Consider the following 26,871-nt stretch of genomic DNA (forward strand, 5'->3'; position numbering starts at 1 on the left):
GCTGATTCTCACTCAACACTGATTGGAATACTCATCGTCTAATCGCAGCGATCAAACCAGCGCAAATAGCTCCTGTCAGCCGGACAACGGCAAACAGGAGCAAGACGATGACCCTCACGATCCAACAGGCAGATGCGATGATCGTCGCCGGCTCCGCCCGTGCCCATGATCTCGGTATCGCCGCCAATATCGCGGTACTCGACGCCGCCGCCCATCTTAAAGCCTTCGCTCGGATGGATGGCGCGATGCTCGGCTCGATCGACCTCTCGATCGGCAAGGCGCGCACCTCTGCGCTATTCCAGATCAGCAGCGAAGCGGTCTGGGATTACTGCAAGCCCGGTGCTCCCGCGCACAATCTTGAAGCCAGCAACGGCGGCCTGATGCCCTTCCCGGGTGGCCTCCCGGTTGCTGCAGCCGACGGCACCATCATCGGCGCAATCGGCGTGTCGGGCGGCGCCCCGTCCCAGGACCTCGACATCGCCGAAGCCGCGGTCGCCGCGCTCATCGGCTGAACCCTCAACATCGCGACCAACCCTCACGTAAACACGAAAGGATATTCGATATGACCAAGACCATCCTCATCACTGGCGCCGGTTCGGGCTTCGGCGAGGCCGCTGCGATCGGAATGGCCAAGGCTGGCCACAACATAATCGCGACCGCACAGATATCTCCCCAGGTGGCAGCGCTGCGCGAAAAGGTCGCCAAGCTCGGCCTAGACAATCTGCGCGTCGAGAAGCTCGACCTGACCGACCCCTATGATATGGCTTTCATCGCGAAGCTGGATATCGATATCCTGTGGAACAACGCCGGCTATGGCGAGAGCGGCCCGGTATCCGAAATCCCGCTCGATTTGGTCCGCAAGAATTATGAGATCAACGTCTTCAAGCCGCTGGAGCTGACCCAAGCGTTCATCAAGCGCTGGGTCGTCGAAGGCGGAAAAGGCAAGAAGATCGTCTTCACCTCGTCGATGGGTGGGCTGTTCACGCCGGCCGGCTGGGGCACCTATGTCTCGACCAAACACGCGCTGGAATCGATTGCCGAAGCGATCGCTCAGGAAGTCGCACCCTTCGGGATCAAGGTCCAGACGATCAACCCGGGTGCCTATTACACCGGCTATAACGAGACGATGGCGGACACCGCGTTCCGTTGGCTCGATGCCGACAAGAACTTCACCAAGCCGGCTGAGCTTCGCACCACCTTCGATGCGCTGCTCGCCAGCCCGATGGGCCATATGGACGCGCAGGAACAGATCGACCGCATGATCGCGATCGTCCCCGCCGATACCGGCAAGGTCCGCAACGTCAGCCCCAAGGCGGTCGAGGACATGCTGAAGGAAGCACAGGCTGCCGCTTGGGACGCTGAAATCTAAGCCCACCCCCCGGAGCGGCGGTACCCCCTCCGCCGCTCCCGCCATCACCGGAGAAAGACAATGACCAGCAATACCCGTTTCTGGGCGCCCTTTGCCGCGCGCTTTACCCTTGGGGTCGCCGCCTCCAGCGTGGCGATCCTCGCCCTTACGCCCCGCGCCGAGGCGCACACCCCGGCACAGAACAAGGCAGTGGTCGAAGCGAGGTTCGACGCTTGGAAGGCCGGCACCGGCAATCCCTTCGAACTGCTCGCCGATGAAGCCAACTGGACGATCGAAGGCAATTCGATCGTATCCAAACGGTACCCGGCCAAGGAGGATTTTCTCCGCGCCGTCATCCGCCCGTTCAACGCCCGGATGTCGGTCGGCATCAAGCCCGCCGTCCGCAGCATCACGGCCGAGTCCGACCGGGTCGTCATCCTATTCGATGCCGCAGGCACAGCCAAAGACGGCAAGTCCTACGTCAACACCTACGCCTGGTTCTTCCGCATGAAGGCCGGGCGCGTGGTCGAGGCCAACGCCTTCTTCGACGCCATCGCGTTCAACGACCTCTGGGCGCGCGTCACGCCCACCGAGTGATCCCCCGGACGCACCATCAAGCCACCTGAACTCAAGAAAGGACAATCCTCATGGCTGACTTCATTCCTCCTGCGCCGAACAGCGCCTCACCCTTCGCAGATATGCGCGGCCACCATGTCGCGGTGCGCACGCCGGACCTTCAGGCCGCACTCGACTTCTACGTCGGCACGCTCGATTTCCGCGTCGTCGCCAAATGGGACTATGCCGACGAGCAGCTCGCTTATGTGTCGCCCGCGACCGACGATCATTTCTACGTCGAGATCCTCGGCGGCGGCGATCCCCAGCCGCAGGAGGTGCGGACCTATACCGACCTCGGCAGCAGCCTCGGCTGGGCGGGCTATCACCACTTCTGCCTGAACGTCGACAGCGTCGAGGCGACCGTCGAGACGCTCCGCACTCGCGGCGTGACCATCGTCGCCGAGCCGTTCGTGCTCGAAGCGATCAGCCGCAAGCTCGCCTTCTTCTGCGACCCCTTCGGCAATCTGATCGAGCTGGCCGAGGTGCTCGCCTGATCTCCCCCACACGCTGACCGGCCGTCCCTTGCATGAGGGGCGGCCCGCCGCACCAAAACGCAAGGAATACCCCCATGTCCAACTCCATCATGATCATCGGCGCCGGCCCCGGCATCGGCCAAGCGGTTGCCCGCAAATTCGGCCGCGAAGGCTGGCAGGTCGTCCTGACCGGCCGCAACGCCAACCGGCTCGCCGACCTGAACGCTGAACTCACCGCCGATGGCATCATTGCCCGCGCCATCCCCGCTGACGCCACCGATCCCGCCGCGCTCCGCGCCGCCGTCGCCAAGGCCGAAGCGCTGACTGGTGGCCTCACCGCGGTCCACTTCAACGCCGGCGTCGTGCGCAACCAAGACCTGTTCTCGATGACTGACGCCGAGATCGCGAACGACCTCGCGATCGATGTCACCGCCGGGTTCAACACCATCCGCGCCGCCACCGAAGGCTTCGGCGCTCGCGGTGGTACCATCCTCGTCACCGGCGGTGGCCTTGGCGTTCACCCCAGCGCCGACTGGGCCGTCCTCGGCGCCGGCAAGGCGGCTTTGCGCAACATGGTGCAGGGCCTCGCCGAGCCAATGGCTGAGCGCGGCATCCGCATTCGCCTCGCCACCGTCGCCACGCTGGTCGCTCCCGAGTCCAACGAAGCTCGCGGCGCTGCCGATGTCTTCTGGACCCTCGCCACCGATCCCGCCGCCGCCTGGGAGGCGGTCTATCCAGCCGCCTGATCCCGCGCGCCGCAATGGAGTAATGTCATGACCAAGACTATCGTCATCACCGGCGCGACCTCGGGCATCGGCTATGCCACCGCGCTCGCCTTCGCCCACACAGGCGCCAATGTCGCCATCTCGGGCCGCCGTGCCGACCGCGGCGCGGATGCCGTCGCCGAGATCGAGCGGCTCGGGGGCACCGGCTGGTTCCAGACCACCGACGTCCAGGACGCCAGTCAGATCGAAGCCTTCATCGCGGGCGCTATGCAACGGTTCGGACCGATCGACACACTGATCACCAATGCCGGGATCGAGCCGCCGCATGTGCTGCCGCTCGCCGAACTCAGCATCGAGGATGTCGACGCGGTGCTGTCGACCAACCTACGCGGCACCTTGCTCACCGCCAAATATGCGATCCCGCATCTGCGCCGGCCGGGCGGATCGATCATCACCGTCTCCTCGCTCTGGGGCCGTCAGGGTGGCGCGCTCCTCCCGGTCTATTCGGCGACGAAGGGCGGCTCGGAGTCACTGACCCGCGCGCTTGCGGTCGAACTCGGTGGTGACGGCATCCGCGTCAACGGCATCGCACCCGGCTTCATCAAGACCGAAATGTCCGATCGCTTCACACAGGGACGCGACATGCGGCACTTCTACGAATTCAATGTGCCGCTCGGCCGGATCGGCGAAGCGGATGAGATCGCCGACGCCATGGTCTGGCTCGCCTCCGACCAGGCCTCCTACGTCAGCGGCCAGACCATCACGGTCGATGGCGGTCATAACATCAAGATGTCGGTCGCCAATCTCTGACCCGGCCATCCCCATCCATCAAAGGAACACCATCATGACTTCGCAACTGACCCTGATTGCCCGCCTGACCGCCAAGCCAGGGACCTCCGACGAGCTCGGCAATGGCCTCAAGGCCCTGATCGCACCGACGCTCGAGGAAGAGGGCGCCATCGGTTATGTGCTCCACCGCGACAATGACGATCCCAATGTCTGGGTGCTGTACGAGACGTGGCGAAGCAAAGCCGATCTCGATGCTCACTTCGGGCAGCCCTACACCAAAGCGATGATGGATCGGTTTCCCGATCTTCTCGCCAAGGAGATGGAGCTGACCTTCGCCACGGCGATCGACCTGCGCAGCTGATCCCCCTCCGGTCGGTCACCCTATGAAGGGCCGTGCAGTCAGGCTGCCCGGCCCTTCTCTTTGCCCGCCATTCCGATTGATGAACTTCGCTCAGCATGGATCGGAATGTTCATCGGATTATCGCGCCAATGCCTAGGTCGTATTTCAGATCTCAAGCCGAACGGAACCTCCGGCACCGGCCAAGCTGAAAGGAAATCCCCATGAAGACCTGGTTCATCACCGGCGCCTCGCGCGGCTTCGGCGCCCTCGTCACCAACCTCGCTCTGCAGCAGGGCGACGCGGTCGTCGCGACCGCCCGCAACCCGCAGCAGATCACCGATCGCTTTGGCGACCATCCCAATCTCCTCGCCGTCGCGCTCGATGTGACTGACGAGACCCAGGCCAAGGCAGCAACTGATGCCGCCATTGCCAAATTCGGCCGGATCGACGTGCTGCTCAACAATGCCGGCTTCGGCCTCATGGGCGCGGTCGAGGAGGCCAGCGCCGCCGAGGTGGAGGCGGTCTATCGCACGAATGTGTTCGGGCTGCTCAATGTCACCCGCGCCGTGCTCCCGCACATGCGCAAAGCGAAAGCGGGCCGCATCCTCAACATCTCGTCGATCGGCGGCTATCGCGGCGCGGCGGGGTTTGGGGTCTACTCGTCGACCAAGTTCGCGGTCGAAGGCCTGTCCGAAGCGCTCCACGCAGAACTCGAACAGCTCGGCATCCATGTGACGGTCGTCGAGCCGGGCTATTTTCGGACTGACTTCCTCGACGCGACGTCGCTCAGCGTCAGCCCGACCGTCATCGAGGACTATGCCACGACCGCCGGCCGCGTCCGGGGTGTCGCAACGGGCCTCAATCATAACCAGCCCGGCGACCCGGCACGCCTTGCCCAGGTGCTGATCGACTTCGCGGATGCGCCCAATCCGCCGGTGCGCCTGCCGCTTGGCAGCGACACGGTCGCCGCGATCGAGGCCAAGCATGTCTCGGATGCCGCGATCCTCACCAACTGGCGGCAGGTGTCGGTCTCGACCGACTTTCCGTCCGACGCTGCAGCCGCCTGACCCCGGGCGACCGCGTGCCCGCCACAAGCTGAGCGCCGTCGGTTCACCACTGGCGGCGCAGGAGATCGACCATGTCCGCTATCACGCTCGCCAGCCCCTGCTCCCGCACCGTCACACCTGTCCCGACGGGCTGGTCGACCACGCATCGGGGCATCGCATTCGGCCTTGCCGCCGCGCTGATCTGGGGCAGCTATATGGCGTTCTCCAACCACGCCGTCGCGGCAGGCCTGTTGCCGAGCGATCTCGCGTTCATCCGTTATGCGACCGCCGGTCTGATCCTGCTGCCCTGGCTGATCCGCCATGCGCCGCTTCGCTTAGGCGGTATCGGCTGGGGCAAGGGTTTCGCGCTGGCTGTGCTTGCCGGACCGCTGTTCGTGCTGATCGGCACCTCGGGCTATCGCTTTGCGCCGTTGGCGCACGGCGCGGTCATTCAGCTGGGGTCGCTGACCGTCGCGAGCTTCCTCCTCGCCTCTGCACTGGTCGGCGAACGCGCCGGCCGGCGGCGCCTGACGGGCCTTGGCATAATCATCGGCGGCCTCGTCGTCACGGCGGGACCGAGCCTGCTCGCCGGCGGCTCGACCGCCTGGGTGGGCGATCTGCTGTTCATCGTGGCCGGCGTGATGTGGGCGCTGTTCACAGTACTTCAGCGCCGCTGGGCAATCGATCCGATGGCTGCGACCGCAGTGGTGTCGGTGGTGTCGGCCGCGCTCTATGTACCGGTCTATCTCGGCACCGAGGGCCTCTCCCACATTGCTGCGGCTTCGCCCGCCCTGCTTGTTGAGCAGATTCTTGTCCAAGGCGTGTTCGGCGGCGTGGTCGCGCTGTTCGCGTTCAGCCGCGCGGTGCAAGATCTGGGCGCTGGACGCGCGGCACTTTTCCCGACGTTCGCGCCGGCCATCGCCATGCTGGTTGGCATCTCGTTCGACGGCGGTGTCCCTACGATAGTCCAACTCGCGGGCCTGCTGATCCTAACGGCCGGCATGCTGGTCGCGGTCACGTCGACCAGGTCGGCACCGAAGAGAGCCTGATCACGCCCGCTGCCATGTTTCTAAGTGGCGTCGTGCTTGGCAGTTGAAGGACCCTTCCCGACTGGCTCATTGATTTAGGTGTTGTCGCCGCGATCCGTGCCAAGGCGATGGCAGCTGTCACGATCCCGCCAACCTAAACCTTCGGCTCGATCTCCGTCGCTTTCCGGTGGGGGTTGGGGCAGACCCGGATGTCTGCTTTTGGTGAGATTTGCCGTTCGACACGTCGCTGGGGAACGGCAGAAATGTCCGTGCGCCGTGCCAAGGCGGCGCTTTCCAGTGGGTGAAAGCCCCACCCGGCAACATGCTCCAGCCGGAAGCAACCGGGGCAGGCATGGAGGTGACGAAATGTCTGAAGCCCCCGGATGACGGTCACATAGGTGACCGTGCGAGTGTGCAGGCCGCAACGTGAGTGAACGCTGAGCAAACCTCGAAAATGCCGATGTGTGGGCCGACCCGGCCGGACTTCCGGGGAAGGCTGATACGGATGGGGGAGTTTGAGCGACGCTGAACCCATCCGCCACACCGGGGTAGTGGCGGCAGCATGTACACAAGGAAAGCGCACGCAACACGGGAAGCCCCATCACGTGCTCGGGGACGAGCAACCGGACGCCCGCGAGGGATGGGACGGGCGCGGTGGGGTGGCGGAGAGGCCCGTAGTACCGGGGAAGCCGGGTAATGCCGGTGGAGGGAAGGAGCCTCAGTTCAAGGCGAACGCACCAAGTAGTGAGGGACCGCGAGATTGGGAAACCTATCAACTCCGAAAAGCGTCCAGAAACTGCAGACGGCGTTGCACGCGAAAGCGAAGGTGGAAGCCGGCTACCGCTTCTACGCGCTGTACGACAAGATCAGCCGCGACGACATTCTGGCTCATGCCTATGCCCAGTGTCGCTCCAATAAGGGCGCACCGGGGATCGACGGTCAGGACTTCGCGGATATCGAGGCGTACGGCGTCGAGCGGTGGCTGGCGGAACTGACGCTTGCCATCAGAGAGGAGACGTATCGACCGGAACCGATCAGACGGGTCCATATACCGAAAGCCAACGGCAAACTCAGGCCGCTGGGCATTTCCACCGTGCGGGATCGGGTCTGCATGACAGCAGCGATGCTGGTGCTGGAGCCGATCTTCGAAGCCGACCTTCCGCCAGAGATCTATGCCTACCGAACTGGGCGTAACGCCCAGCAGGCCGTGATCGAGGTGGAAGACCAGCTGTTTCATGGCCGTCCCGATGTCGTGGACGCCGACCTCGCCGACTATTTTGGCAGCATTCCCCATCCCGAACTGATGAAGTCCGTCGCCCGCCGGATCGTCGATCCGCGCGTGCTGCACCTGATCAGGTTGTGGCTGGACTGTGCTGTCGAGGAAACCGACGACAAAGGCCGGAAGACACGAACGACGGCGGCCAAGGATCAGCGACGCGGCATCCCGCAAGGCTCACCCATCTCACCCTTGCTGGCAAATCTTTACATGCGCCGGTTCGTGCTGGGATGGCGGAAGCTCGGTCTTGGGCAACGCCTCGGCGCTCGGCTCGTCACTTACGCTGATGACCTCGTCATCCTATGCCAGAAGGGCAACGCGGAAGCCGCGCTCGATCATATGCGCAGGTTGATGGGCAAGCTGAAGCTGACCGTGAACGAGGAAAAGACCCGCATCTGCAAGGTGCCGGACGAGACGTTCGACTTTCTGGGATACACCTTCGGTCGGATGTACTCTCCGACGACAGGAAGGGCCCGCATGGGCTACCGACCGTCGAAGAAGAGCATCAAGCGCACCGTGGATAAAATCCACGCGCTGACCGAGATGACGTCGACATGGCAGGATCCCGCAGTACTGATAGCGAAGATTAACCGGGCGCTACGCGGTTGGGCCAACTACTTTTCGGTCGGCACAACAAGCAAGGCGTACCGGGCCGTCGACAGCTACACGTTGGTGCGGGTGCGTCGGTGGCTGCGTATCAAACATCGAGGCAAGCGACGCAGGGCTCGGGTTTATCCAGACGAGTACCTCTACGAGACCATTGGACTCGTACGCCTGACCAGACTTGGACGTAGCTCGCCATGGGCGAAGGCGTGATGTCTTGTTCGAGAGCCGGGTGCGGGAAATCTGCACGCCCGGTTCGCCGAGCGGGGGGTGAAAACGGAACGTCTGGTAAGCCCTACAGGCGCACCGCACGTCACCGCGTCACCTCCCGACTCTACCAATTCTCGCTATTTTGTGTGGTTCAACGCGATCTGTATCCATATTGCGGCCGTGGACTCCCACCCCGGAGGCCATCCCAGCCTCCGGCGCAAGTCACCCAACCCTCAGCTATGCGTCGCGATCCATTCCTCCAGCACCGGCGCAATCCGCGTGCGCCACTTGCTGCCGTTGAAGATGCCGTAATGGCCCACGCCCGCGGCCATGTGGTACTTCTTCTTGTCCTCGGGCAGGCCCGTCGCGATGGTCAGCGCGGCCCTGGTCTGGCCGAGGCCGGAGATGTCGTCGCGCTCGCCCTCGATCGCCAGCAGCGCGATGTCCTTGATCGCCGCCGGGTCCACGCGGCGGCCGCGGTGCATCATCTCGCCCTTGGGCAGCTGATGCTCCTGGAACACCACCGTGATCGTCTGCAGGTAGAACTCGGCGGTCATGTCGCAGACCGAACGATATTCCTCGTAGAAATCCTTGGTCGCCTCGGCGCTCTCGTCGTCGCCGGCCACGAGGTGCTTGAACATCTCCCAATGGCTCATCAGGTGGCTGCCGAGGTTCATCGTCATGAAGCCCGCGAGCTGGAGGAAGCCCGGATAGACCTCCCGCCGGGCGCCGGGATATTGCAGCGGCACCGTCGCGATCACATTCTGCGCGAACCAGCTGTGCGGGCGCTCGGTGGCGAGGCGGTTGACGGTGGTCGGCGCCTCACGCGTGTCGATCGGGCCGCCCATCATCGTCAAGGTGCGCGGGCGGTTGGGGTTCTCGTCCGCTGACATCACGCAGGCCGCGGCATAGCAGGGCACGGTCGGCTGGCACACCGCCAGCATGTGCGCGCCCGGGCCGATCTGGTCGAGGAAGGCGATGATGTAATCGACATAATCGTCGAGGTCGAAGCGGCCCTCGCTGGTCGGCACCAGCTTCGCGTCGCGCCAGTCGGTGATGTACACGTCATGCTTGGGCAGCATGCGTTCCACCGTGCCGCGCAGCAGCGTGGCATAGTGGCCGGACATCGGCGCGACGATCAGCAGCTTGGGGCCGCCCTCCACGCCTTCGCGCACGAAGCGCTTGAGCTGGCCGAACGGCTTGCGCAGCACGATCTCCTCGCGCACGGCCACGGTCTTGCCGTCCACCACCGTCTCGGTCAGCCCGAAGGCGGGCTTGCCGCGCGGCGCGGATGCGTGCGCGAACACCTCGAGCGCGGATGCGAACACCGGCCCGCCGCCGAAATAGGCGGCCGGATTTGCCGGGTTCTGCAACAGGTTGGCGCTCATGTCGGCAAAGGCGCTGACGCCCGCCAACAGCGAACGCTGCATCTCATAAGCTTGGTAAAGCATCTGGTCCTATCCCACAGACTCGACCGCGCGTTCGCGTGACGAGTCGGACTTTCTAGCGCCCTGGATCATGGTGGTGCAACGTCGTACTGTGGATTTGCGTTCCAGAATGCGACGAATTTCATGCCGCAGGTGCGAACGACGCAAGCGATCCCCGCATTCCCGTTACTTGCGCGGCGCGCCTGGGCGAAGGCCTCTGCCGCGAAGTGCAGGAAAGGGCGATTCGGCGTATGTTTCGAATATCGGCGCCATTCCCGCACCCTCTCCGGTCTGGGGATCCGATGGCCCGATCCTAAGCGCCATTGAGGGCCGCCGCGCGCGCTGCTACGCCCCGCCCATGGCGGAGACCAAGGCAGTGGCCAGCGAGAACAAGGCAGTAGCCATCGAAAATGCGGCCCGCGACGCGGGCGGGGGAGGGGGCGGGCGCCGGCTGGGCAGCCTCGCGATGGTGTGGACGGCGGCGATCCGCTATCCGGGCCATATCGTCGCGGCCAGCCTCGCGCTGCTCGTCGCCGCGGGGGCGACGCTCGCCATCCCCAGCGGCTTCCGGCTGGTCATCGATCGCGGCTTCGCGGCGGGGGCGGATATCCATGAGATCGGCCGCTGGTTCACCTATCTGCTCGGCATCGTCGCCCTGCTCGCGCTGGCGACCGCGTGCCGCTTCTATTTCGTCTCCTGGCTGGGCGAGCGCGTCGTGGCGGACGTGCGGCTGGCGGTGCAGCGCAACCTGCTGCGGCTGTCGCCCGCCTTCTTCGAGGAGAACCGCCCGTCCGAAATCGCCTCGCGGCTGACCGCGGATACCACGATCATCGAGCAGCTCGTGGGCACCACCGTCTCGGTGGCGCTGCGCAACATCATCATGGTGGTGGGCGGCATGGGCTATATGCTCTCGCTCAGCCCCAAGCTGACCGGGCTGATGCTGGTCGGCATCCCCACCGTCGTCGTGCCGATCGTGCTGCTCGGGCGGCGGCTGCGCACCGTCTCGCGGGACAGCCAGGATCGCGTCGCCGATGTCGGCACCCAGATCAACGAGGTGCTGGGGGCGATGAAGATCGTCCAGGCGTTCGGCCAGCAGGCGCGGGAGGTGGCGCGCTTCGGCGCCGCGGTGGACAGCGTGTTCGCCACCGCGCGGCGGCGGATCCTGTTGCGCGCGGCGATGACCGCGATCGTGATGGGGCTGATCTTCGGCGCGATCACCCTGGTGATGTGGCAGGGCGCGGTGGACGTCGCCTCGGGCCGGATGTCCGGCGGCACGATCGCCGCCTTCGTGCTCACCGGCGGGCTCGTCGCGGGCGCGTTCGGCGCGTTGAGCGAGGTCTATGGCGATCTCGTGCGCGGCGCGGGGGCGGCCAGCCGCCTCGCCGAACTGCTCGCCGAGCAGCCGACGATCGCCGCCCCCGCCAGCCCCGCGGCGCTGCCGCAGCCGGCGCGCGGCGCGCTCGCCTTCGATCGCGTCGATTTCCGCTATCCCACGCGGCCCGAACTGCTCGCGCTCGACGGCTTCTCGCTTTCGGTGTCGCCGGGGGAGACGGTCGCGGTGGTCGGCCCCTCGGGCGCCGGCAAGTCGACCCTGTTCCAGCTCATCGAGCGCTTCTACGATCCCGAGCGCGGGCAGGTGCTGCTCGATGGCGTGGCGCTGACCGCGGCGGATCCGGCGGAGGTGCGCGCGCGCATCGCGATGGTGCCGCAGGAAACGGTGATGTTCGCCGCCTCCGCGCGCGACAATCTGCGCTACGGCCGCTGGGATGCGGGCGACGACCAGCTCTGGGCGGCGGCGGAGGCGGCCAACGCGGCCGATTTCCTGCGCCGGCTGCCGCAGGGGCTCGACACCTATCTCGGGGAGGGTGGCGCGCGCCTCTCCGGCGGCCAGCGCCAGCGCATCGCCATCGCCCGCGCGATCCTGCGCGACGCGCCGCTGCTGCTGCTCGACGAGGCGACCTCCGCGCTCGATGCCGAATCCGAACGACTGGTGCAGGTCGCGCTGGAACGGCTGATGCAGGGGCGCACGACGATCGTCATCGCCCACCGCCTCGCCACCGTCCGCTCCGCCGACCGCATCGTCGTGATGGACCATGGCCGCATCGTCGAGGAAGGCGCGCATGACGTGCTGATCGGCCGCGGCGGGCTCTATGCGAAGCTGGCACGGCTGCAGTTCGACGGGCTGGCGGCGTAACGGCGGGGTGTCGCTGGCGTTGCCGGGCGCATGCTGTTCGAGGATGGAATAGGCAATTCTGGCACAAGAGCTGCCGCCCCCCTTCTCTCTCTCTCTCTTTCTCTCTTTCTCTCTCTTCTGACTCAGTAGGGGTATTGTGTCCCCGAAATAAGTCAGGGCAGCGAGTTTAGTATCCCTACTGAGTCAGAAGAAGGGGGGATTCGGTACCGGCGCAGATGTGATAGGCTCGGTGATTCAAACTGAGCTGGAGGGTCGGGATGGAGGGTCGCTGGACGGAGGAGATTGAAGCGCGTTTTGACGCTTATGTCGATCGTCTTGTGAAAGTGATCGGGCATGCGGACCGAGCCGAACCGTTGAGGGATTATTGCACGGGACTGCTGCTTCCCGTGGAGCGCAAGAGCGTGGAGCCGCTGGCGGCGGTGGTTCGGCCTGACCGGGTATCGGCGAAACACCAGTCGCTGCTGCATTTCGTGGGTCAGGGCGGCTGGTCGGACGAGGCGCTGATGGCGTGTGTCCGCGAGCAGGTTCTGCCGGTGGTGGAGCGCGACGGCCCGGTCGAGGCCTGGATCATCGACGACACGGGCTTTCCCAAGAAGGGGAAGCATTCGGTCGGCGTGGCGCGGCAATATTGCGGACAACTCGGCAAGACCGAGAACTGCCAGGTGATGGTCAGCCTGTCGTTGGCGACCGAGACGGCGAGCCTGCCGGTTGCGCACCGGCTGTTCCTGCCGGAGGCCTGGGCGAACGACGCCGAGCGGCGGCGCAAGGCCAGGGTGCCCGAGGATATCCCCTTCCGGTCCAAGACCGGGATCGCGCTCGATCAGCTCGCGGCGGCGATCGCGCAAGGCTTGCCGCCAGGCGTCGTGCTGGCCGATGCCGGCTATGGCGGCGCCGCCGATTTCCGCCAGGGCGTGACCGATCTGGGCTTAGCCTACGCGGTCGCGATCCGCCCCATCACCAATGTCTGGCGCCCCGGCGAGGCGCCGCCGCCACGCTCCAGAACGCACCGCCGTGGCCCTCGGCCAGGTGAGCAGAAGCTGCCCAAGCACGCTCATCAACCGGTTCAGGTCAAGGCGCTCGCGCTCGAGTTGCCCGACAGCGCGTGGCAGACCGTGACCTGCCGCCAGGGATCGAGCGAACCGCTCGGCGGACGCTTCGCTTTCCTGCGGCTATGCTGTGCCAATGGCGATGGCCTGCGCGCCAATCCTTCCCCCGAGCTATGGCTCATGATCGAATGGCCACAAGGCGACCCCGAACCCGCCCGCTTCTGGCTCTCCACCCTGCCAGCCGACATCGCCACGACCGAACTCGTCCGCCTCACAAAGCTGCGCTGGCGCATCGAGCGCGACTATCTCGATCTCAAGCAGCAATGCGGCCTCGGCCACTATGAAGGCCGCGGATGGCGCGGCTTCCACCACCATGTCACCCTATGCATCGCCGCCTACGGATTCCTCATCTCCCAAATGGAGACGATTCCCCCCTCAGCCCTCCACCATCCGCTATCCCGCCAAAAACCTCCCATTCCCAAAGCCTATATCCCGCGCGGCGCTCCCCGTTCGGCCGCAGCGCCATGTCCATGACTCCATCGCCACCATCCGCATCCACCTCGCCGCCGCCATCGTCAGGCGCCTAGCTCGATGTCCCTGCTGTCTCGCGCCTCAATCCAATATCCGATCTTTATGACGCAGTAGGGATATAAAACTCAGGCAAAGCGCTGTGCGCGCAATGCAGGCCAGCGAGTTTAGTATTGTGTCCCCGAAATAAGTCGTGTCCCTGAAATAGGTCAGCTCACCACCCCGCTGCCGCTTTGACGCCGCTGCCCGTCGCGGGCATGTCGTGCCGCACTGACATCCCCCACGAGGCAAGGCCCCCCATGATCACCCTCGATCCGCACGACCTTCAGATCTGCCTGCGCGCAGGGGAGGATGTCGCGGGGCAGGGCGGCATGGTGTTGCCGCCGATCGCGCAGGCCTCGCTGTTCCGCAAGGCCAGCATCGAGGATCTCCATCGCGATCTCGCGCAGGAGCATCGCGCGAGCACCTATTCGCGCGGCACCAACCCGACGGTCAGGGTGCTGGAGGACGTGCTCGCCGCGCTCGAGCGGGGGGAGGCGTGCAAGTGCTTCGCCTCGGGCATGGGGGCGATCGGGGCGCTGCTGTTCGGGCTGCTCAAGGCGGGCGACCATGTGCTGTTCGTCAACGACGTCTATGGCCCCACCTTGGAGCTGGCGCGGCGGCTGGAGGATTTCGGCGTCAGCCACAGCCAGAGCTTCGCCGCCACGCCGGAGGCGATCGCACCGCTGCTGCGCGCGGAAACGCGGCTGATCTTTCTCGAAAGCCCGGGATCGACGCTGTTCCGCCGCGTCGACCTGCCCGGCATCGCCGCACTGGCGCGCGCCCGCGGCATATTGACCGCGATCGACAATACGGTGGCGACACCGCTGCTGCAGAAGCCGATCGACCTCGGTTTCGATCTCGTCGTCCACAGCTGCTCCAAATATATCGGCGGGCACAGCGATGCGGTGGGCGGCGCGCTGGTCGGGTCGGCCGCGCTGATCGAGCGCATCTTCCATTCCGCCTATATGCTGCTGGGCGCGGTGATGCCGCCGTTCGAGGCGTGGCTGTTCCTGCGCGGGCTGATGACCTTGCCCGTGCGCATCCGCCAGCATCATGACGACGCGCTGGCGATCGCGCGCTTCCTTGCGCAGCATCCCGCGGTCGCCGCGGTGTATCACCCCGAACTCGATGCGGCGGACGCGCCGCCGGGCAACTGGCGCGGCCATTCCGGGCTGTTTTCCGTTGTGCTCGCCGAGGGCGGCTTCGCGCGCGCGGTGGCGGTCGCCAACCGGCTGCACTTGTTCGGCAAGGCGGTGAGCTGGGGCGGGGCGGAGAGCCTCGTCATCACCGGGCACAAGCGCGATCCGGGCGACGCCCCCGCGCGCGTGCCCGCGGGGCTGCTGCGGCTGTCGGTGGGGCTGGAGGGGCGCGAGGCGCTGATCGCCGATCTCGATCGGGCGCTGGCATGATCGTCGAGGAGGAAGCGGCGGCGCGGCGCCTGCCGCTCGCGCGCGCGCTGCTGCCGATCCTCGCGCTCGCCGCCGCGATCGCGCTGGCGATGGCCACCGGCGGGATGGGCGGCGACGCGCTGCTGCTCGCGATCCTCTTCGCCGCGACCGTCGCCGGGCTGGTCGCGCGCCACGCCGGCGCGGGGTGGGAGGCGGTGCAGGCGGAAACCGGGCGGCAGGTTGCCGAGGCGCTGCCCGCGATCCTCATCCTGCTCAGCATCGGCGCGCTGATCGGCGCCTGGATGTTCGGCGGCACCATCCCGCTGCTGGTGGTGCTGGGGATCGACCTGATCGACCCGCACTACATGGCGCTGACCGCCTTCGTCGCCACCGCGATCATGTCGCTGATCTCGGGCACCTCCTGGGGATCGGCGGGGACGATCGGGGTGGCGCTGATGGGCGCGGCGGCGGCGATGCAATTGCCGCTGGCGCCGGTCGCCGGCGCGGTGGTGTGCGGCGCCTATCTCGGCGACAAGCTATCGCCGCTGTCGGACATGACCAACATCTCCGCGATCGGCGCGGGCGCCGAACTCTACGCGCATATCCGCCACATGATGTGGACGAGCGTGCCGCCGGCGCTGGCCGCGCTGGCGCTGTTCGCCGCGCTGGGGCTGGCGGGCGGGCCGGCGCCGGCGATGGCGGCGGGGCAGGCGGCGCTGATCCGCACCGAATTGCTCGCCGCCTTCCGCCTCGGCCCGATCGAGGCGCTGCCGCTGCTGGTCGCGCTCGGCGGCATCGTGCTGCGCAAGCCGCCCGCGCTGGTGATCATGGCCTCGTCCATCCTCGCGCTCGTCATCGGCGTGGCCCACCAGGGCTTCGGCGCGGCGCAGGCGGTGGCGTGCGTCGTCAACGGCTTCGATGCCGCCGCCGCCTTTCCCGGCCGCGCGTTCGCGCCCGCGATCGACATCCTGCTCAACCGCGGCGGGCTGATGGCGATGGCGGGCACCCTGCTGTTCATCGTCGCCGCCTTCCTGCTGGCAGGGGCGATGCGGGTGTCGGGCGCGCTCGACCGGCTGCTGGAAGCGCTGCTGGGCATGGCGCGCTCGGCCGGCGGCCTGATCGTCGCGGCGATGGCGGCGGGCGCGGTGATGGTGGGGGTGACCAGCCATGGCGGCGTCACCGCGCTCGTCGTCGGCGGGCTGTTCCGCAAGCCCTTCGCCGAGCGGCTGCTCGCGCCCGAGAACCTGTCGCGCGCGGTCGGGGATTCGGTGACGGTCACCGAGCCGCTGATGCCGTGGACGGTTTCCGCGGTGTTCATGGCGACCACGCTGGGCGTGCCGACGCTGGACTATGCGCCCTGGGCGCTGTTCTGCTGGGCGAGCCCGCTGGCCTCGCTGGCGGTGGCGCTGTGCTTCGCGCCGGCGGCGCGGGGGCCGGTCAGGCTGGTCGCGGAATGAGGCTCAGCGCTCGCTGACCAGCGGATGGTCGAGGCGGACGGTGTCGAGCAGGCTCTCGACCGCGGCGATCTCGCCCGCGCTGCCGGTGGGGTGGAGCGACCAGTTGCAGTGCGGATGCGTCGCGCGGTCGTGGATCTGCAGCGGCCCCAGCACCTGCCGCCAGCGGCGCTGGTTGCCGCCCACGCGGCGCAGCAGGATGGTGACGATATGGTTGTGGAGCTGGGTGGCGTTCATGGCCGGCGCTATGCGCGCGCAAGGGGCTGTGGCGCAACCGGGGCGGGCGCGCCGAGGCGCCGGGCGGCATGCGCCTCCGCGCGGGCGAGCAGCAGCACCAGATCCTCGCGCGCGACGTCGAAGGTTTCGCCGAGGTCCGCCAGCGCCTGGTCGACATCCGCCATCACGATGCCGGCGGGCGGGGCGGGGGGCGCCTCGCGCCACTTCACCGGCACCGGGCGGTGCGGATAGCTGTGCCCCGAATAGCGGTGGAACGCCCAGCCGAGCGCGACCAGCAGCACCGAATTGATCAGGATCGGCGCAGCGAAGGCGGCGAGGTCGGGCGCGGTCAGCGCGGGCGCGGCAAGCACCGTGCTCAGGGCAACCGCGCCGCCCGGCGGGTGGAGGCAGCCGGTGAGCGACATGGCGAGGATCGCCAGCGCGATCGCCGGCGCTGCCGCCAGCGGTTCCTGCGGCAGCAGCGCGATCACCGCGATGCCGACGACGAGCGAGATCGCGTTGCCGCCCACCACCGACCAGGGCTGCGCCAGCGGGCTCGCCGGCACCGCGAACACCAGCACCGCGGAGGCGCCGATCGGGGCGGCGAGCAGGGGCGTGGGGAAGGGCGAGACCTCGCGATAGGTCAGCGCCGCCAGCAGCACCCCCACCAGCGCCCCCAGGCAGGCGACCATCCGGTCGCGCAGCGTGCCGCCCGCCAGCAGCGGCGAGAACCGCGCGTTCCAGATCCGCCGCATGATCTTCCTTCCGTTTGCCGCTGCGGGCGGCGGATAGGGGCTGCGCGCCGGGCCGGGAAGCGAGGAAGGCTTTCAGGGGCTAAAGAGGGTGGGCTTTCATCCTATTTACGGCCGCTTTTCCCCTCGCCCCTACGGGGAGAGGGACAGGTCCGCGCAGCGGACCAGGGAGAGGGGCAGTCGCGCCAAGCGTACAGGCCTTACACGTTCGCTCTGAAAAGTCGGCGGAGTCGCAATGCTGAACCCTCAAAACCGTTCCGCCTTGCGCGACTTTCCCCCTGTCCCTGTCCCTCTCCCCGTAGGGGCGAGGGAACGCAGCGGCAGCCCCGCTCAATCCATCGAAGATGTGTGAATCTGATAGCCCCCGAGGGGCGACGAACCCTGTCCTCAGCGCCCGTCGCTGCGCAGCGTCAGCACTTCCACCCCGTCCGCCGTCACCGCCACGGTATGCTCGAACTGCGCGGAAAGCTTGCGGTCCCTGGTCACCACCGTCCAGCCATCCGCCTCGGTGGCGACCAGCCGGGTGCCCTGGTTGAGCATCGGTTCGATCGTGAAGACCATGCCCTCGCGCAGTTTCATGCCGCTGCCGGGGCGGCCATGGTTCAGCACCTGCGGTTCCTCGTGCATCGCGCGGCCGATCCCGTGGCCGCAATAGTCGCGCACCACCGCATAGCCATGCTTCTTGGCGTGGCGCTCGATCGCGAAGCCGATATCGCCCAGATGCGCGCCGGGGCGGACCTGGCCGATGCCCTTCCACATCGCCTCCTGCGCCACCCGCACCAGCCGCCGCGCCGCCGCGGGGGCGTTGCCGACGATGTAGGTCTTGCTCGAATCGGCGATGAAGCCGTTCTTTTCCAGCGTGATATCCAGGTTGATGATGTCGCCGTCGCGGATGATCTCGGCCGCGTCGGGCACGCCATGGCACACGACATGGTTGATCGAGCAGTTCAGCACATATTTGAAGCCATATTGCCCCTTGCTCGCGGGGCGCGCGGCGAGATCGACGGTGATGAAGCGCTCGACCATGTCATTGACCGCCATCGTCGACATGCCGGCCAGTTCCTGCGTGTCGAGCATCTCGAACACCTGCGCGAGCAGCCGGCCGGAGGTGCGCATCAGCGCAATCTCGTCGGACGTCTTGACCATCAGGCGGCGGCCAGCGTCGCGCCGAAGCCGGGGGCGGCCGCGGCCTCCATCTGCAGGCGCACGATCTCGGTGAACGGCAGCGTCGGGTTGGCCTCCGCCAGCATCCCCATCCGCATCCAGAACTCGGCCTGCGCGTTGATCGAGCGGCACATCACCGTGCTGGCGCGGCGCGCCTCCTCGTGCAGCGCGTCGTCGATCTTCACGATGCCCATCTCGCCTCCGGCACTATGGTTGATATACGAATCATATATTCTCCATATATGTTCGATATGCCGCTGCGGCAAGCAGGACCGCGGGCGCCAGCCGCCACGCTTCCTCATCGGCCGGCAACGCTGCGGCAATGCAATCCGCCGAAATGGAGTGCACCGGCTGCACCTAGACGGCCGGACAGACCGCAGGAGAAAGCAAGATGAGCATGATGATCGTCATTCTGGCGGCGGCGCTCACCCAGCCGGAGCCCCATCGCATAACCGTCGACCATGGCGGAAAGGCGCTCGAGGTCGTCTATCGTGGTGAGGTGACGACGCGCACCCGCCCGGTCGGATCGGCGCCGCCCACGCGCAGCGGCCATGTGCGCTGCGACTGGACGGCGACGGTGCGCGTCCACCGCCAGCTCGCCGGCGATGGCGCCGCGGCGGCACATCCGGTGGCGGGCGAACGCCGCATCAAGGGCAGCCGCGCCGGCGACTGCATCACCAACCGCGCCGCGATCCGCCGCGACATCGCCGCGCGCAGCGCCGAGGTGCAGACCCACGTCGCCGCGCTGGCGGCCGAGGATCGCCCGGCACTGATGGCCGCGCTCACCGCCGGCGGCCAGCGCGAGGTGCATTGAGCCCGGTTTCCCCTCCCGCGTGCGGGAGGGGAGATCACGGCACCGCGATCGGCTCCTCCGCGGGTTGCGGGAAGCGGCGGAACAGCGCGCCGGCGAGCTTCACCGCGACCTTGTCCTCCGCATTTTCGGGCGAACCCTCCGTCTGCACCGTCACCGCGCGGCCGCGCCACACCGGCTGGCCATCCTTGCGCGACACGATCGTCACGTCGAGTTCGGTCGCGATCAGGTCGCGCAGCTTGCCCTTGTCGGCGGGCAAGGTGACCGAGAGGCCCCAATTGCCGGCGCGGGCGCGCGCAGGATCGCGCTGGTCCGCGGTCACCTGGCCGCGGCTGGTGCGCGTCACCGCGACGCGGGCGAGGTAGCGGCTGGCGCCGCGATTGGGCAGGGTCAGGAATTGCGCATCGAGCAGCCCGGCCTCGACCGCGTCGACGAACGGCGATTGCGTATCCGCATCGGCATCGCTGCCCTCGATCACGATCGTGCCGGGCTCGACCGGCCCCGACGGCGCATCCGGCGCGGCACCGGCGGCGAGGATCGTCAGCAGGGTCGCAAGCGCGAGCGGCAGGGCCATAACCATCTCCATGCCCGAACGGGGCGGGCCGCCACCCTAGAGCCAAAGCGCCGCCCCGGCCACCGTCGCGACGCTGTGCACTATAGTGCACATCAGCCTTTTCCGCCCGGATAGGGGGCCGCCTTCAGCAATCCGGCCAGATGCGCGGCATTGCCCGCGACCATCGCCGCGGCCTCGCCGATCTTGTCGGGCGTGCGCGCCAGCGCTGTCAGCGGCATCGATCGTCTCCCCGGCCATGGGCTGCCGCGGGAATGCGATCAGCCGTTCACGGCCGGGAGAACTCCCGGCGGGCCGAAGGGTTCTTGTACGCAAAGGAGATGCCCCATGGCCGACACCGACGAGATGATCCACGAAGACGCGCTGCCCGGCCACGAGAGCCGGCTGGAGCCCAAGCCCGAATGGCAGCCGCGCTACCCGGGATCGGGCAGGCTCGCGGGCAAGGTGGCGATCGTCACCGGCGCGGACAGCGGCATCGGCCGCGCGGTCGCCGCACTCTATGCCCGCGAAGGCGCGGACATCGCGATCGTCTATCTGCTCGAAGACGATGATGCGGCGGAGACGAAGCGCATCGTCGAAAGCGAGGGGCGCAAGGCGATCACCATCCGCGGCGACATCGGCGAGAAACGCTTTTCCGAAACGGTCGTCGCGAAGACGATCGAGGCGTTCGGCCGCATCGACATCCTCGTCAACAATGCCGGCGAACAGCATCCCGACAAGGACATCCGGGACATCACCGAGGAGCAGCTGCGCCGCACCTTCCAGACCAACATCTTCGGCATGTTCTTCCTCGTCCAGGCGGCGCGGCCGCACCTGAAGACGGGGGCTGCGATCGTGAACTGCACGAGCGTGACGATGTACCAGGGCAGCAAGGAACTGCTCGATTACAGTTCGACCAAGGGCGCCATCACCGCCTTCACCCGTTCCCTGTCCGAAAATCTGGTGGGGGAGGGGATCCGCGTCAACGCGGTGGCGCCGGGCCCGATCTGGACGCCGCTCAACCCGTGCGGCGGCGCGACCCCCGAGAAGCTGGAGACGTTCGGCGAAAGCACGCCGATGGGCCGCCCCGGCCAGCCCAACGAGGTCGCGCCGGCGTTCCTGTTCCTCGCCTGCGAGGATTCCAGCTATATGTCGGGGCAGGTGCTCCACCCCAATGGCGGCACGATCGTGAACGGCTGACGCGCCGGTCCGGATGCCGCTCCCGCTCAGGCGGGGGCGGCGATCCAGCGGTCGACCTGCGCCTCCAGCACCGGCAGCGGCACCGATCCGCGGCCGAGCACGCATTCGTGGAACCTGCGCTGGTCATAGCGGCTGCCCAGCGCCGCCTTGGCCTTGTCGCGTAGCGCCAGGATGCGCTGCATGCCCACCTTGTAGGAGGTGGCCTGCCCCGGCATCACGAAATAGCGGCGGATCTCTGAGCGGATCTTGCCGATCGGCTGCGGCGAATTGGCCGCATAATAGGCCAGCGCCTCGTCCTCGCTCCACCCCTTGGCGTGGATGCCGGTATCGACCACCAGCCGGATCGCGCGCCAGATCTCCCGCCCCAGCCGGCCGAAATCGCTGTAGGGATCGGTGTAGAACCCCATCTCCTTCGCGAGCCGCTCGACATAGAGCGCCCATCCCTCGGCATAGGCGCCGTAGGAATAGTTCTTCCGGAACTCGGGGGTGCCGACCATTTCCTGCGCCAGCGCGATCTGCATGTGATGGCCGGGCAGGCCCTCATGATAGACGGTACCCTCGATCTCGTAGGTCGGCGTCGCGCGGGTGTCCGCCAGATGGACGTAGAAGATGCCGGGGCGCGAGCCGTCCGGCGCGGCGTGCGCATAATGCGCGGCACCGCCCGGCTCCTCGCGAAACGCCTCGACGCGCTTGACGATCAGGCCGGCCCTGGGCAGCCGCCCGAACTGCTCGGGCAGGCGCGCGCGCATGCCGGCGAGATAGGTATCTGCCAGCTTCAGATAGGCGGCGCGGCCGGCATCGTCGTTGGGCACGTAGAAACGGTCGTCGCCGCGCAGCAAGACGAAAAAGTCCTCCAGCGTGCCGGCGAAGCCGATCCGCGCCTTCAGCGCCTCCATTTCGGCGCGGATGCGCGCGACTTCGGCAAGGCCGAGCGCGTGGATCTCGTCAGCGGTCATGTCGGTGGTGGTCTGCCGGCGCAGCGCCGCGCGATAATAGGCCGCGCCATCGGGCAGCGCCCCCGCGCCCTGCGGCTGCGCGCTGGCCTGCGCGCGATCCGCGGCCAGCCAGGCGCTCAGCCGGTCATAGGCGGGCTTCATCGATCCGGTCATCGCCCCGGCGACGCGCGCGGTAAGCGCATCCGCCGCCGCCGCGTCGATCCTGCCCGCGGCAACCAGCCCCGCCGCCTTCTTCTTCGCATCGGCATAGAGCGCATTGTCCGCCCCGCCGTCGAACGGCGCGCCGCTGACGAGCCGGCCGATCATGTCGATCGACTGGTCATAGGCGAAGCCCGGCATGCGGATGCCCCTCGCCGCCGACGCCTTGGCGCGGACGAGATAGGCATCGAGCGTGGGGCCGAGCGCGGCGACGCGCGCGACATAGGCCTCCATATCCGCGGGCGTATCGACGCGATGCTTGTTGATCAGGAAGTTGGGCAGCCCGGTGTGCGGCCCGTTGCGATCGAAGATATACTCATGCCCGCGCCACTTCAGCGCGTCCTCGGCGCGTTCCAGCTCCAGCACCCACATGTCGTAGGACACCAGCGCATCCTCGCCGAGCGCGGCGCGATCGAACCGCGCCCTCATCGCCGCGACATTCCCCCGCCGCCACGCCAGCCGCGCCGCCGCGGCGGCATCGCTGGGATCGGTGAACCGATCCTGCTGCTCCTTGCGCCCGAGCCCGGTGAGCTCCTCCGGATCAAGCGCCAGCTGCGCCTCGAACGCGGCATCGAGAAAGGCGGTGAGTGCGGCGTCGGTGGTGCCGGCGGCTGCAGGCGCCGCTGTGTTGCCGGCGGCGCGTGCCGCAGGCGCCAGGACCATGCTGGACGCCAGCGCCAATGAGAAATCGCGTCGTGACAGGGACACGGGAGCCCTTTCCTTATGCTTCATGGGGGCGGGGGTACCGTGGGGGAGGGATCGGGGCCAAGGGTAAAGTTGGGTGGGGCCGCGTCGCTCATTGGGACAATCCTGCCGGTTCCGAGTGACGTTTGTATCGGCAGCTAGCAGTGAAAGCCGACGTTAGGCTCGGCGCAATGCGAGCATCATTGTCACGGGGCTTCGGGGACGCTGCCTTTCGCTGCGTCGCGCGATGTACACTTATGAAGTTGGGCGTGCGCATACCGTCGCGAGGAGAACCACCGACATCTGCTAGGCACGATCGCACCGCTACGTTGCAATTTGGATCTGCGCCTGCGCCATTGCTGCGATGCTGGTCTGGACCTCGGCGTACAGCTCGGCTTCGATGTTCTCGGCATCGATCTCGACAATCAATGCGAAGCGAGCCTTGGGCGGCTCGCCTTTGAGCAGGGCCTTGTTTTTCCACCAGCCGGCGACCGGATGGACAGCGATCAGATTGCGGCGCGCGAGATCCGATGCCTTGCTGGTCAGTTGATCGATGTGCAGCGAGCCTACGTCTCGCCGGACGCTGCCGAAATCCCAGCTGTCGTCTTCCTCGCTCATTGGACCTTCCACGGGATCGGCCAGTTTGCTTATGCGCGCGAGAAATTGCTCGGCCTTCTCGCTCGCCCGATTTAGCTTGAAGCGAAGATTGTGTGACGCATAGCGGTAGCGAGAGCCACGGGACGCTTCCGATGGGTTGGGCTCGACGAACGAACTCAGCGCAACGCGAAGAGTGATTTGCGCATTGCCGAGTTTGCGTAGTTCCTCGACTGGCCAGGGGAGCTCGAAAAGCCGCATTTCCTTGTGGATATCGCCGCCGGTAGCGTCGGAAAGTCCATAGGGAATGATCTCGTCCTGGATTACCAGGGTCAACGCGTTGGACGCGCTGCGTCGCGCACGCGCCATATCTGGCACGCCATAGCCGTAACGCCGGAACAGCGGCGCATACGCTCCCTTGACCGCGTTAGCGGGCAGATGCGACTTCATCTGATCGGTCCAGCGCGCCGAGGCGACATATAGCGCACGGATCGTCTCGGGCCAGAGCTGGGGATATTCCGACCACAATTGCGTGACCTGTCCCGCCGCCAAAGCGGTCGCCGCGCTGGTATCGTGGCAGAGGGTGAAGGAGCGGATCGGATATTGGTGACTGGTCGTCAGCAGTGAGAGAGCGCCATGGGTCATCGGAGGTGTGGCCGAGGTCCAGTTGCCGCCTTCCATAACGATGTCGGGCTTGAGCGGCCACTGCGACGACCAGGACGCAGTTCGCGAGGCCGGCGAGAGATCACCGAATGGTGCCAGCGCGGCTATCGCCTCACCGGGAGGCATCATGGTCTTCTCGGTGAATGCACCTACACAGATCGCGTTCCAGGCCTGCGCGGGCGACTCTAGTTCACTGTCCGCGTGATCGCAGGTCTCGAGATAATGACCAGCCCCGAAGCTGTTCGCGTCGGTATTGCCGGCCGAGTTGAGGATCAGACGTGGCGCATCGCCGATGCCCGATACACCCGCCGCGAGTTGATCGATCTCGCTCGACCATGAGGTCGGCGCGCCGTCATGCGGCGTGTCGTCGCTAGTCGTCGTTGCCAGAGCGAAGGTTCGCCTTCTCTCGGTCACTTCGACAGCATCGACACCATTGCGGGTAACAGCACCCAACAAATGATGCGGATTGAAGCCAGCGTCAGGGATCAGCTTCACTGACTCCAGTCGATAACCGACTGTGAACGGAAGCATATCTTGAAGCCGGGGCGTCAAGTCTCCGAGCAAAGCGAGACCGGCGAGCGCGGTACCATGTCCCTTTAGATCTTCCACGCCCCAGCCCGGATTGGCGGCATGCCGGTCCTCGGCAGCCAGCACAGGCTGGATCAGCGGATGTGCCCGGCTGATGCCAGTATCCATCAAGGTCAAATAACCGACATCCGCGCCATCCGGCCAATTCGCACGCTGCGCGAGGTCGCTGACCCAAGCGGCTTGTTCGACAATGTCGAGCTCATCGAAAAAGTCCGCGGTGACCGTCGGCGCCGCTAGCGCGCGAACCGCGCCCAATCGTCGCACGGCGAGCGCGAGCTGGTCGCGGCTGGCCTCGCCCGTAACGACCGTGTCCTCGGGAAAATGCAGGCGATCGGCACCTATCGCGATGCCATAGTCTGCCGCCCTGGTTACGAAAGCCTCGGCCTGATCCGGCTCGAGCCAGATTTCCCAATGCACGGAACCCGCATCGGTGGGAAACTTGTCAGGCGGGCTCCGCCAGAGCGCTCGCAATCCGGCTTCGACGATTGCCCCCAGGCTCTGCACCAGATCAGCGTTCTTGGGCCGTCCAGGCACCGTCACGCCGTCCTTTTCCTTGTCCGGCATGTTCTCGGCGCCGAACTGCTCGACCTTCTTACGGAGATTTTCGACGCCTTTGGCGGTTGCGAATACCGTCGCGGTCTCAGTTGTGACGCCGTCGGCCACTTCTGACGCGACGCGCAACAGCTCGACGCCGCTTGAGCCCAAACTGTCCTTCTTCAGCTTTTCCCCCGGCCGGCTTCCGACCTCAAGATAGAGGCCCGGCATTTCCGTAGATATTGCGGGTAGCGTGTCGATCGCGTGGAGCAGGGCCTGGGCATGCCCGGCGCGATCCAGAACGTCACTCGGAGGCTTTCCCCCGCCGCCTCCCTTTGACCGGAACGGCTGCGGCGTTCCCAGACCCTGCAGAAGAAAGTGCGGTAGATCGCGTGCCATTGCCGCCTCGTCCTAATCCTTGCAGCGAGCGGCGGCGCTCCAGCGACTCCAGCAAGTCTACGGTGGTTATACGTTCACGATCGCCAAGGACCGCACGCCGCGCGGCGTCTTCGGCGGCCGCGATAACGTCGGCGGTGGAAAGACCGTTTGCGCAGTCGGTGACCCTCTTCCACGACAAATGCGCCGTAGAGAAACCGATCAGGCGCCGCTCAAGGGCATGGCGGATCGAGGCAGTGTCCGGTAGCTCGTAGGAAAGCACGAGATCGAACCGGCGTAGCACCGCGCGATCGAGGATCTCGGCGAGATTGGTCGTGGCGATCACCACGGACGGACCGGTATCCTCGTCGAGAAATTGCAGGAATGAGTTCAGGACGCGACGGGCTTCTCCCACATCGTTGCCGTCGCCACGCGTCGCGGCCAGTGCGTCGATTTCGTCGAACAGATAGACGCCGCGGGTTGACTTTACGGCATCGAAAACGAGCTTGAGCTTTTGCGCGGTCTCTCCCATGAATTTGGTGATCAGCCCGTGCAGCATGACCGTGAACAAGGGGAATTGCAGTTCGCCCGCCAGGCCGTGCGCGCTGAGAGTTTTGCCCGTGCCGGGAGGGCCTGACAGCAAGATACGGCGACGCGGCTTGAGGCCCTTCTCCTCCAGCTTATCCCGCAGCTTCTGCTCGACGACGATGTGCCGGAGTTCATCCTCGATTAGCTCGGGCAAGATTAAGTCACCGAGCCGCGTCGCGGGATAGGATGCTGCCAGAAACTGGGCCAGATCGCCGCGCGGGGCAGCGATCGGCGTCAGCTTAGGCCCTGCCTGCGACGGACGCTGCCCGGCATGCGCCCATTGCCGCAGCTGCTCGGCGAGGCGCGTATGCCCCTTCTGATCCTCGGCCGCAGAAAGCTGCATCGCGAGATCGAAGAATCGATCGGCGTCACCTTCCGCGTGGCTCTTGACGAGACCAATAAGCTGTTGCGCCGATGCCATGCCCCAACATGTATCGCGGGATCACCGCAGATACATCCCCTTTTG

Annotated in this window: 26 protein-coding genes; 16 read left to right on the top strand and 10 right to left on the bottom strand. The window is 66.5% G+C overall.

Annotated elements, in window-relative coordinates; all coding sequences use genetic code 11:
* Window positions 1-107: 107 nt before the first annotated feature.
* The 10 genes from NX02_RS03115 (at window position 108) to ltrA (ending at window position 8,456) form a co-directional block, all read left to right on the top strand.
* Complete coding sequence (locus tag NX02_RS03115) at window positions 108-512, top strand: GlcG/HbpS family heme-binding protein (protein WP_025290733.1); 405 nt, start codon at window positions 108-110, stop codon at window positions 510-512.
* Window positions 513-562: 50 nt separating this feature from the next.
* Window positions 563-1,369 carry an SDR family oxidoreductase gene (locus tag NX02_RS03120; protein WP_025290734.1) on the top strand — a complete coding sequence of 269 codons (807 nt, stop codon included), beginning with the start codon at window positions 563-565 and terminating at the stop codon, window positions 1,367-1,369.
* A 60-nt stretch (window positions 1,370-1,429) separates the two neighbouring features.
* Window positions 1,430-1,945: a nuclear transport factor 2 family protein gene (locus NX02_RS03125; RefSeq protein ID WP_025290735.1), complete on the top strand. Its 516-nt coding sequence runs from the start codon at window positions 1,430-1,432 to the stop codon at window positions 1,943-1,945.
* A gap of 50 nt (window positions 1,946-1,995) precedes the next feature.
* Window positions 1,996-2,457, top strand: coding sequence for a VOC family protein (locus NX02_RS03130; RefSeq protein WP_025290736.1), 462 nt, complete (start codon window positions 1,996-1,998; stop codon window positions 2,455-2,457).
* A gap of 74 nt (window positions 2,458-2,531) precedes the next feature.
* On the top strand, window positions 2,532-3,182 hold the full coding sequence (locus tag NX02_RS03135; RefSeq protein ID WP_025290737.1) for an SDR family oxidoreductase: 651 nt from the start codon (window positions 2,532-2,534) through the stop codon (window positions 3,180-3,182).
* 27 nt (window positions 3,183-3,209) lie between these two features.
* The gene (locus NX02_RS03140; RefSeq protein WP_025290738.1) at window positions 3,210-3,971 is read left to right on the top strand and encodes an SDR family NAD(P)-dependent oxidoreductase; all 762 of its coding nucleotides are present in this window, start codon (window positions 3,210-3,212) and stop codon (window positions 3,969-3,971) included.
* A gap of 34 nt (window positions 3,972-4,005) precedes the next feature.
* Window positions 4,006-4,311 (top strand): putative quinol monooxygenase, encoded by a 306-nt coding sequence (locus NX02_RS03145; RefSeq protein ID WP_025290739.1) that lies wholly within the window; start codon window positions 4,006-4,008, stop codon window positions 4,309-4,311.
* 200 nt (window positions 4,312-4,511) lie between these two features.
* Window positions 4,512-5,357, top strand: coding sequence for an oxidoreductase (locus tag NX02_RS03150; protein WP_025290740.1), 846 nt, complete (start codon window positions 4,512-4,514; stop codon window positions 5,355-5,357).
* Between the two features lie 71 nt (window positions 5,358-5,428).
* On the top strand, window positions 5,429-6,385 hold the full coding sequence (locus tag NX02_RS03155; RefSeq protein ID WP_025290741.1) for a DMT family transporter: 957 nt from the start codon (window positions 5,429-5,431) through the stop codon (window positions 6,383-6,385).
* 739 nt (window positions 6,386-7,124) lie between these two features.
* On the top strand, window positions 7,125-8,456 hold the full coding sequence (gene ltrA, locus NX02_RS03160) for a group II intron reverse transcriptase/maturase (protein ID WP_047099727.1): 1,332 nt from the start codon (window positions 7,125-7,127) through the stop codon (window positions 8,454-8,456).
* Between the two features lie 230 nt (window positions 8,457-8,686).
* Here ltrA and NX02_RS03165 read toward each other — a convergent pair whose 3' ends face one another.
* Window positions 8,687-9,904 carry a polyhydroxyalkanoate depolymerase gene (locus NX02_RS03165; RefSeq protein ID WP_025290742.1) on the bottom strand — a complete coding sequence of 406 codons (1,218 nt, stop codon included), beginning with the start codon at window positions 9,902-9,904 and terminating at the stop codon, window positions 8,687-8,689.
* 334 nt (window positions 9,905-10,238) lie between these two features.
* Here NX02_RS03165 and NX02_RS03170 point away from each other — a divergent pair, with 334 nt between their 5' ends.
* From NX02_RS03170 to NX02_RS03185, 4 genes are all read left to right on the top strand, one after another.
* Entirely contained in the window at window positions 10,239-12,074 is a 1,836-nt protein-coding gene (locus NX02_RS03170) for an ABC transporter transmembrane domain-containing protein (RefSeq protein WP_025290743.1), read from the top strand.
* A 257-nt stretch (window positions 12,075-12,331) separates the two neighbouring features.
* The gene (locus NX02_RS03175) at window positions 12,332-13,654 is read left to right on the top strand and encodes an IS701 family transposase (protein WP_025290687.1); all 1,323 of its coding nucleotides are present in this window, start codon (window positions 12,332-12,334) and stop codon (window positions 13,652-13,654) included.
* 293 nt (window positions 13,655-13,947) lie between these two features.
* Window positions 13,948-15,099: a trans-sulfuration enzyme family protein gene (locus NX02_RS03180; RefSeq protein ID WP_025290744.1), complete on the top strand. Its 1,152-nt coding sequence runs from the start codon at window positions 13,948-13,950 to the stop codon at window positions 15,097-15,099.
* Window positions 15,096-16,535 (top strand): Na+/H+ antiporter NhaC family protein, encoded by a 1,440-nt coding sequence (locus NX02_RS03185; RefSeq protein ID WP_025290745.1) that lies wholly within the window; start codon window positions 15,096-15,098, stop codon window positions 16,533-16,535. Before NX02_RS03180 ends, NX02_RS03185 begins: the two co-directional genes overlap by 4 nt.
* Window positions 16,536-16,538: 3 nt before the next feature.
* On the opposite strand, the gene NX02_RS03190 is transcribed toward NX02_RS03185, so the two are convergent.
* From NX02_RS03190 to NX02_RS03205, 4 genes are all read right to left on the bottom strand, one after another.
* Entirely contained in the window at window positions 16,539-16,769 is a 231-nt protein-coding gene (locus NX02_RS03190; protein ID WP_025290746.1) for a hypothetical protein, read from the bottom strand.
* A gap of 8 nt (window positions 16,770-16,777) precedes the next feature.
* Window positions 16,778-17,503 (bottom strand): HPP family protein, encoded by a 726-nt coding sequence (locus NX02_RS03195; RefSeq protein WP_025290747.1) that lies wholly within the window; start codon window positions 17,501-17,503, stop codon window positions 16,778-16,780.
* A 384-nt stretch (window positions 17,504-17,887) separates the two neighbouring features.
* The gene (gene map, locus NX02_RS03200) at window positions 17,888-18,646 is read right to left on the bottom strand and encodes a type I methionyl aminopeptidase (protein WP_025290748.1); all 759 of its coding nucleotides are present in this window, start codon (window positions 18,644-18,646) and stop codon (window positions 17,888-17,890) included.
* On the bottom strand, window positions 18,646-18,858 hold the full coding sequence (locus tag NX02_RS03205; RefSeq protein ID WP_025290749.1) for a ParD-like family protein: 213 nt from the start codon (window positions 18,856-18,858) through the stop codon (window positions 18,646-18,648). Before NX02_RS03205 ends, map begins: the two co-directional genes overlap by 1 nt.
* A 197-nt stretch (window positions 18,859-19,055) precedes the next feature.
* On the opposite strand from NX02_RS03205, the gene NX02_RS03210 reads away from it, so the two are divergent.
* The gene (locus NX02_RS03210; RefSeq protein WP_158013882.1) at window positions 19,056-19,478 is read left to right on the top strand and encodes a hypothetical protein; all 423 of its coding nucleotides are present in this window, start codon (window positions 19,056-19,058) and stop codon (window positions 19,476-19,478) included.
* A gap of 34 nt (window positions 19,479-19,512) precedes the next feature.
* Here NX02_RS03210 and NX02_RS30525 read toward each other — a convergent pair whose 3' ends face one another.
* Both NX02_RS30525 and NX02_RS33885 read right to left on the bottom strand, forming a co-directional pair.
* On the bottom strand, window positions 19,513-20,049 hold the full coding sequence (locus tag NX02_RS30525) for a DUF4136 domain-containing protein (RefSeq protein WP_025290751.1): 537 nt from the start codon (window positions 20,047-20,049) through the stop codon (window positions 19,513-19,515).
* 92 nt (window positions 20,050-20,141) lie between these two features.
* Window positions 20,142-20,267, bottom strand: coding sequence for a hypothetical protein (locus NX02_RS33885; RefSeq protein WP_281178297.1), 126 nt, complete (start codon window positions 20,265-20,267; stop codon window positions 20,142-20,144).
* Between the two features lie 106 nt (window positions 20,268-20,373).
* Here NX02_RS33885 and NX02_RS03220 point away from each other — a divergent pair, with 106 nt between their 5' ends.
* Window positions 20,374-21,225, top strand: a complete 852-nt coding sequence (locus NX02_RS03220; RefSeq protein WP_025290752.1) for an SDR family oxidoreductase — start codon at window positions 20,374-20,376, stop codon at window positions 21,223-21,225.
* 26 nt (window positions 21,226-21,251) lie between these two features.
* Here the strand turns inward: NX02_RS03220 and NX02_RS03225 are convergent, their stop codons facing one another.
* From NX02_RS03225 to NX02_RS03235, 3 genes are all read right to left on the bottom strand, one after another.
* A complete protein-coding gene (locus tag NX02_RS03225) occupies window positions 21,252-23,087 on the bottom strand; it encodes a DUF885 domain-containing protein (RefSeq protein ID WP_025290753.1) in 1,836 nt (611 codons plus the stop codon).
* Window positions 23,088-23,387: 300 nt separating this feature from the next.
* Window positions 23,388-25,841 carry a S8 family peptidase gene (locus tag NX02_RS03230; RefSeq protein ID WP_211258276.1) on the bottom strand — a complete coding sequence of 818 codons (2,454 nt, stop codon included), beginning with the start codon at window positions 25,839-25,841 and terminating at the stop codon, window positions 23,388-23,390.
* Window positions 25,747-26,826 carry an AAA family ATPase gene (locus NX02_RS03235; RefSeq protein ID WP_025290755.1) on the bottom strand — a complete coding sequence of 360 codons (1,080 nt, stop codon included), beginning with the start codon at window positions 26,824-26,826 and terminating at the stop codon, window positions 25,747-25,749. The genes NX02_RS03230 and NX02_RS03235 overlap by 95 nt, the downstream gene beginning before the upstream one ends.
* Window positions 26,827-26,871: the final 45 nt, after the last annotated feature.

Source organism: Sphingomonas sanxanigenens DSM 19645 = NX02 (assembly GCF_000512205.2).
Lineage (GTDB): Bacteria > Pseudomonadota > Alphaproteobacteria > Sphingomonadales > Sphingomonadaceae > Sphingomonas_D > Sphingomonas_D sanxanigenens.

What these genes read in the sequence shown, in the direction of transcription:
- NX02_RS03115 (WP_025290733.1), top strand. Translation starts at nt 108, where the DNA reads ATGACCCTCACGATCCAACAGGCAGATGCGATGATCGTCGCCGGCTCC.
- NX02_RS03120 (WP_025290734.1), top strand. Translation starts at nt 563, where the DNA reads ATGACCAAGACCATCCTCATCACTGGCGCCGGTTCGGGCTTCGGCGAG.
- NX02_RS03125 (WP_025290735.1), top strand. Translation starts at nt 1,430, where the DNA reads ATGACCAGCAATACCCGTTTCTGGGCGCCCTTTGCCGCGCGCTTTACC.
- NX02_RS03130 (WP_025290736.1), top strand. Translation starts at nt 1,996, where the DNA reads ATGGCTGACTTCATTCCTCCTGCGCCGAACAGCGCCTCACCCTTCGCA.
- NX02_RS03135 (WP_025290737.1), top strand. Translation starts at nt 2,532, where the DNA reads ATGTCCAACTCCATCATGATCATCGGCGCCGGCCCCGGCATCGGCCAA.
- NX02_RS03140 (WP_025290738.1), top strand. Translation starts at nt 3,210, where the DNA reads ATGACCAAGACTATCGTCATCACCGGCGCGACCTCGGGCATCGGCTAT.
- NX02_RS03145 (WP_025290739.1), top strand. Translation starts at nt 4,006, where the DNA reads ATGACTTCGCAACTGACCCTGATTGCCCGCCTGACCGCCAAGCCAGGG.
- NX02_RS03150 (WP_025290740.1), top strand. Translation starts at nt 4,512, where the DNA reads ATGAAGACCTGGTTCATCACCGGCGCCTCGCGCGGCTTCGGCGCCCTC.
- NX02_RS03155 (WP_025290741.1), top strand. Translation starts at nt 5,429, where the DNA reads ATGTCCGCTATCACGCTCGCCAGCCCCTGCTCCCGCACCGTCACACCT.
- NX02_RS03165 (WP_025290742.1), bottom strand. Translation starts at nt 9,904, where the DNA reads ATGCTTTACCAAGCTTATGAGATGCAGCGTTCGCTGTTGGCGGGCGTC.
- NX02_RS03170 (WP_025290743.1), top strand. Translation starts at nt 10,239, where the DNA reads ATGGCGGAGACCAAGGCAGTGGCCAGCGAGAACAAGGCAGTAGCCATC.
- NX02_RS03175 (WP_025290687.1), top strand. Translation starts at nt 12,332, where the DNA reads ATGGAGGGTCGCTGGACGGAGGAGATTGAAGCGCGTTTTGACGCTTAT.
- NX02_RS03180 (WP_025290744.1), top strand. Translation starts at nt 13,948, where the DNA reads ATGATCACCCTCGATCCGCACGACCTTCAGATCTGCCTGCGCGCAGGG.
- NX02_RS03185 (WP_025290745.1), top strand. Translation starts at nt 15,096, where the DNA reads ATGATCGTCGAGGAGGAAGCGGCGGCGCGGCGCCTGCCGCTCGCGCGC.
- NX02_RS03190 (WP_025290746.1), bottom strand. Translation starts at nt 16,769, where the DNA reads ATGAACGCCACCCAGCTCCACAACCATATCGTCACCATCCTGCTGCGC.
- NX02_RS03195 (WP_025290747.1), bottom strand. Translation starts at nt 17,503, where the DNA reads ATGCGGCGGATCTGGAACGCGCGGTTCTCGCCGCTGCTGGCGGGCGGC.
- map (WP_025290748.1), bottom strand. Translation starts at nt 18,646, where the DNA reads ATGGTCAAGACGTCCGACGAGATTGCGCTGATGCGCACCTCCGGCCGG.
- NX02_RS03205 (WP_025290749.1), bottom strand. Translation starts at nt 18,858, where the DNA reads ATGGGCATCGTGAAGATCGACGACGCGCTGCACGAGGAGGCGCGCCGC.
- NX02_RS03210 (WP_158013882.1), top strand. Translation starts at nt 19,056, where the DNA reads ATGAGCATGATGATCGTCATTCTGGCGGCGGCGCTCACCCAGCCGGAG.
- NX02_RS30525 (WP_025290751.1), bottom strand. Translation starts at nt 20,049, where the DNA reads ATGGCCCTGCCGCTCGCGCTTGCGACCCTGCTGACGATCCTCGCCGCC.
- NX02_RS33885 (WP_281178297.1), bottom strand. Translation starts at nt 20,267, where the DNA reads ATGCCGCTGACAGCGCTGGCGCGCACGCCCGACAAGATCGGCGAGGCC.
- NX02_RS03220 (WP_025290752.1), top strand. Translation starts at nt 20,374, where the DNA reads ATGGCCGACACCGACGAGATGATCCACGAAGACGCGCTGCCCGGCCAC.
- NX02_RS03230 (WP_211258276.1), bottom strand. Translation starts at nt 25,841, where the DNA reads ATGGCACGCGATCTACCGCACTTTCTTCTGCAGGGTCTGGGAACGCCG.
- NX02_RS03235 (WP_025290755.1), bottom strand. Translation starts at nt 26,826, where the DNA reads ATGGCATCGGCGCAACAGCTTATTGGTCTCGTCAAGAGCCACGCGGAA.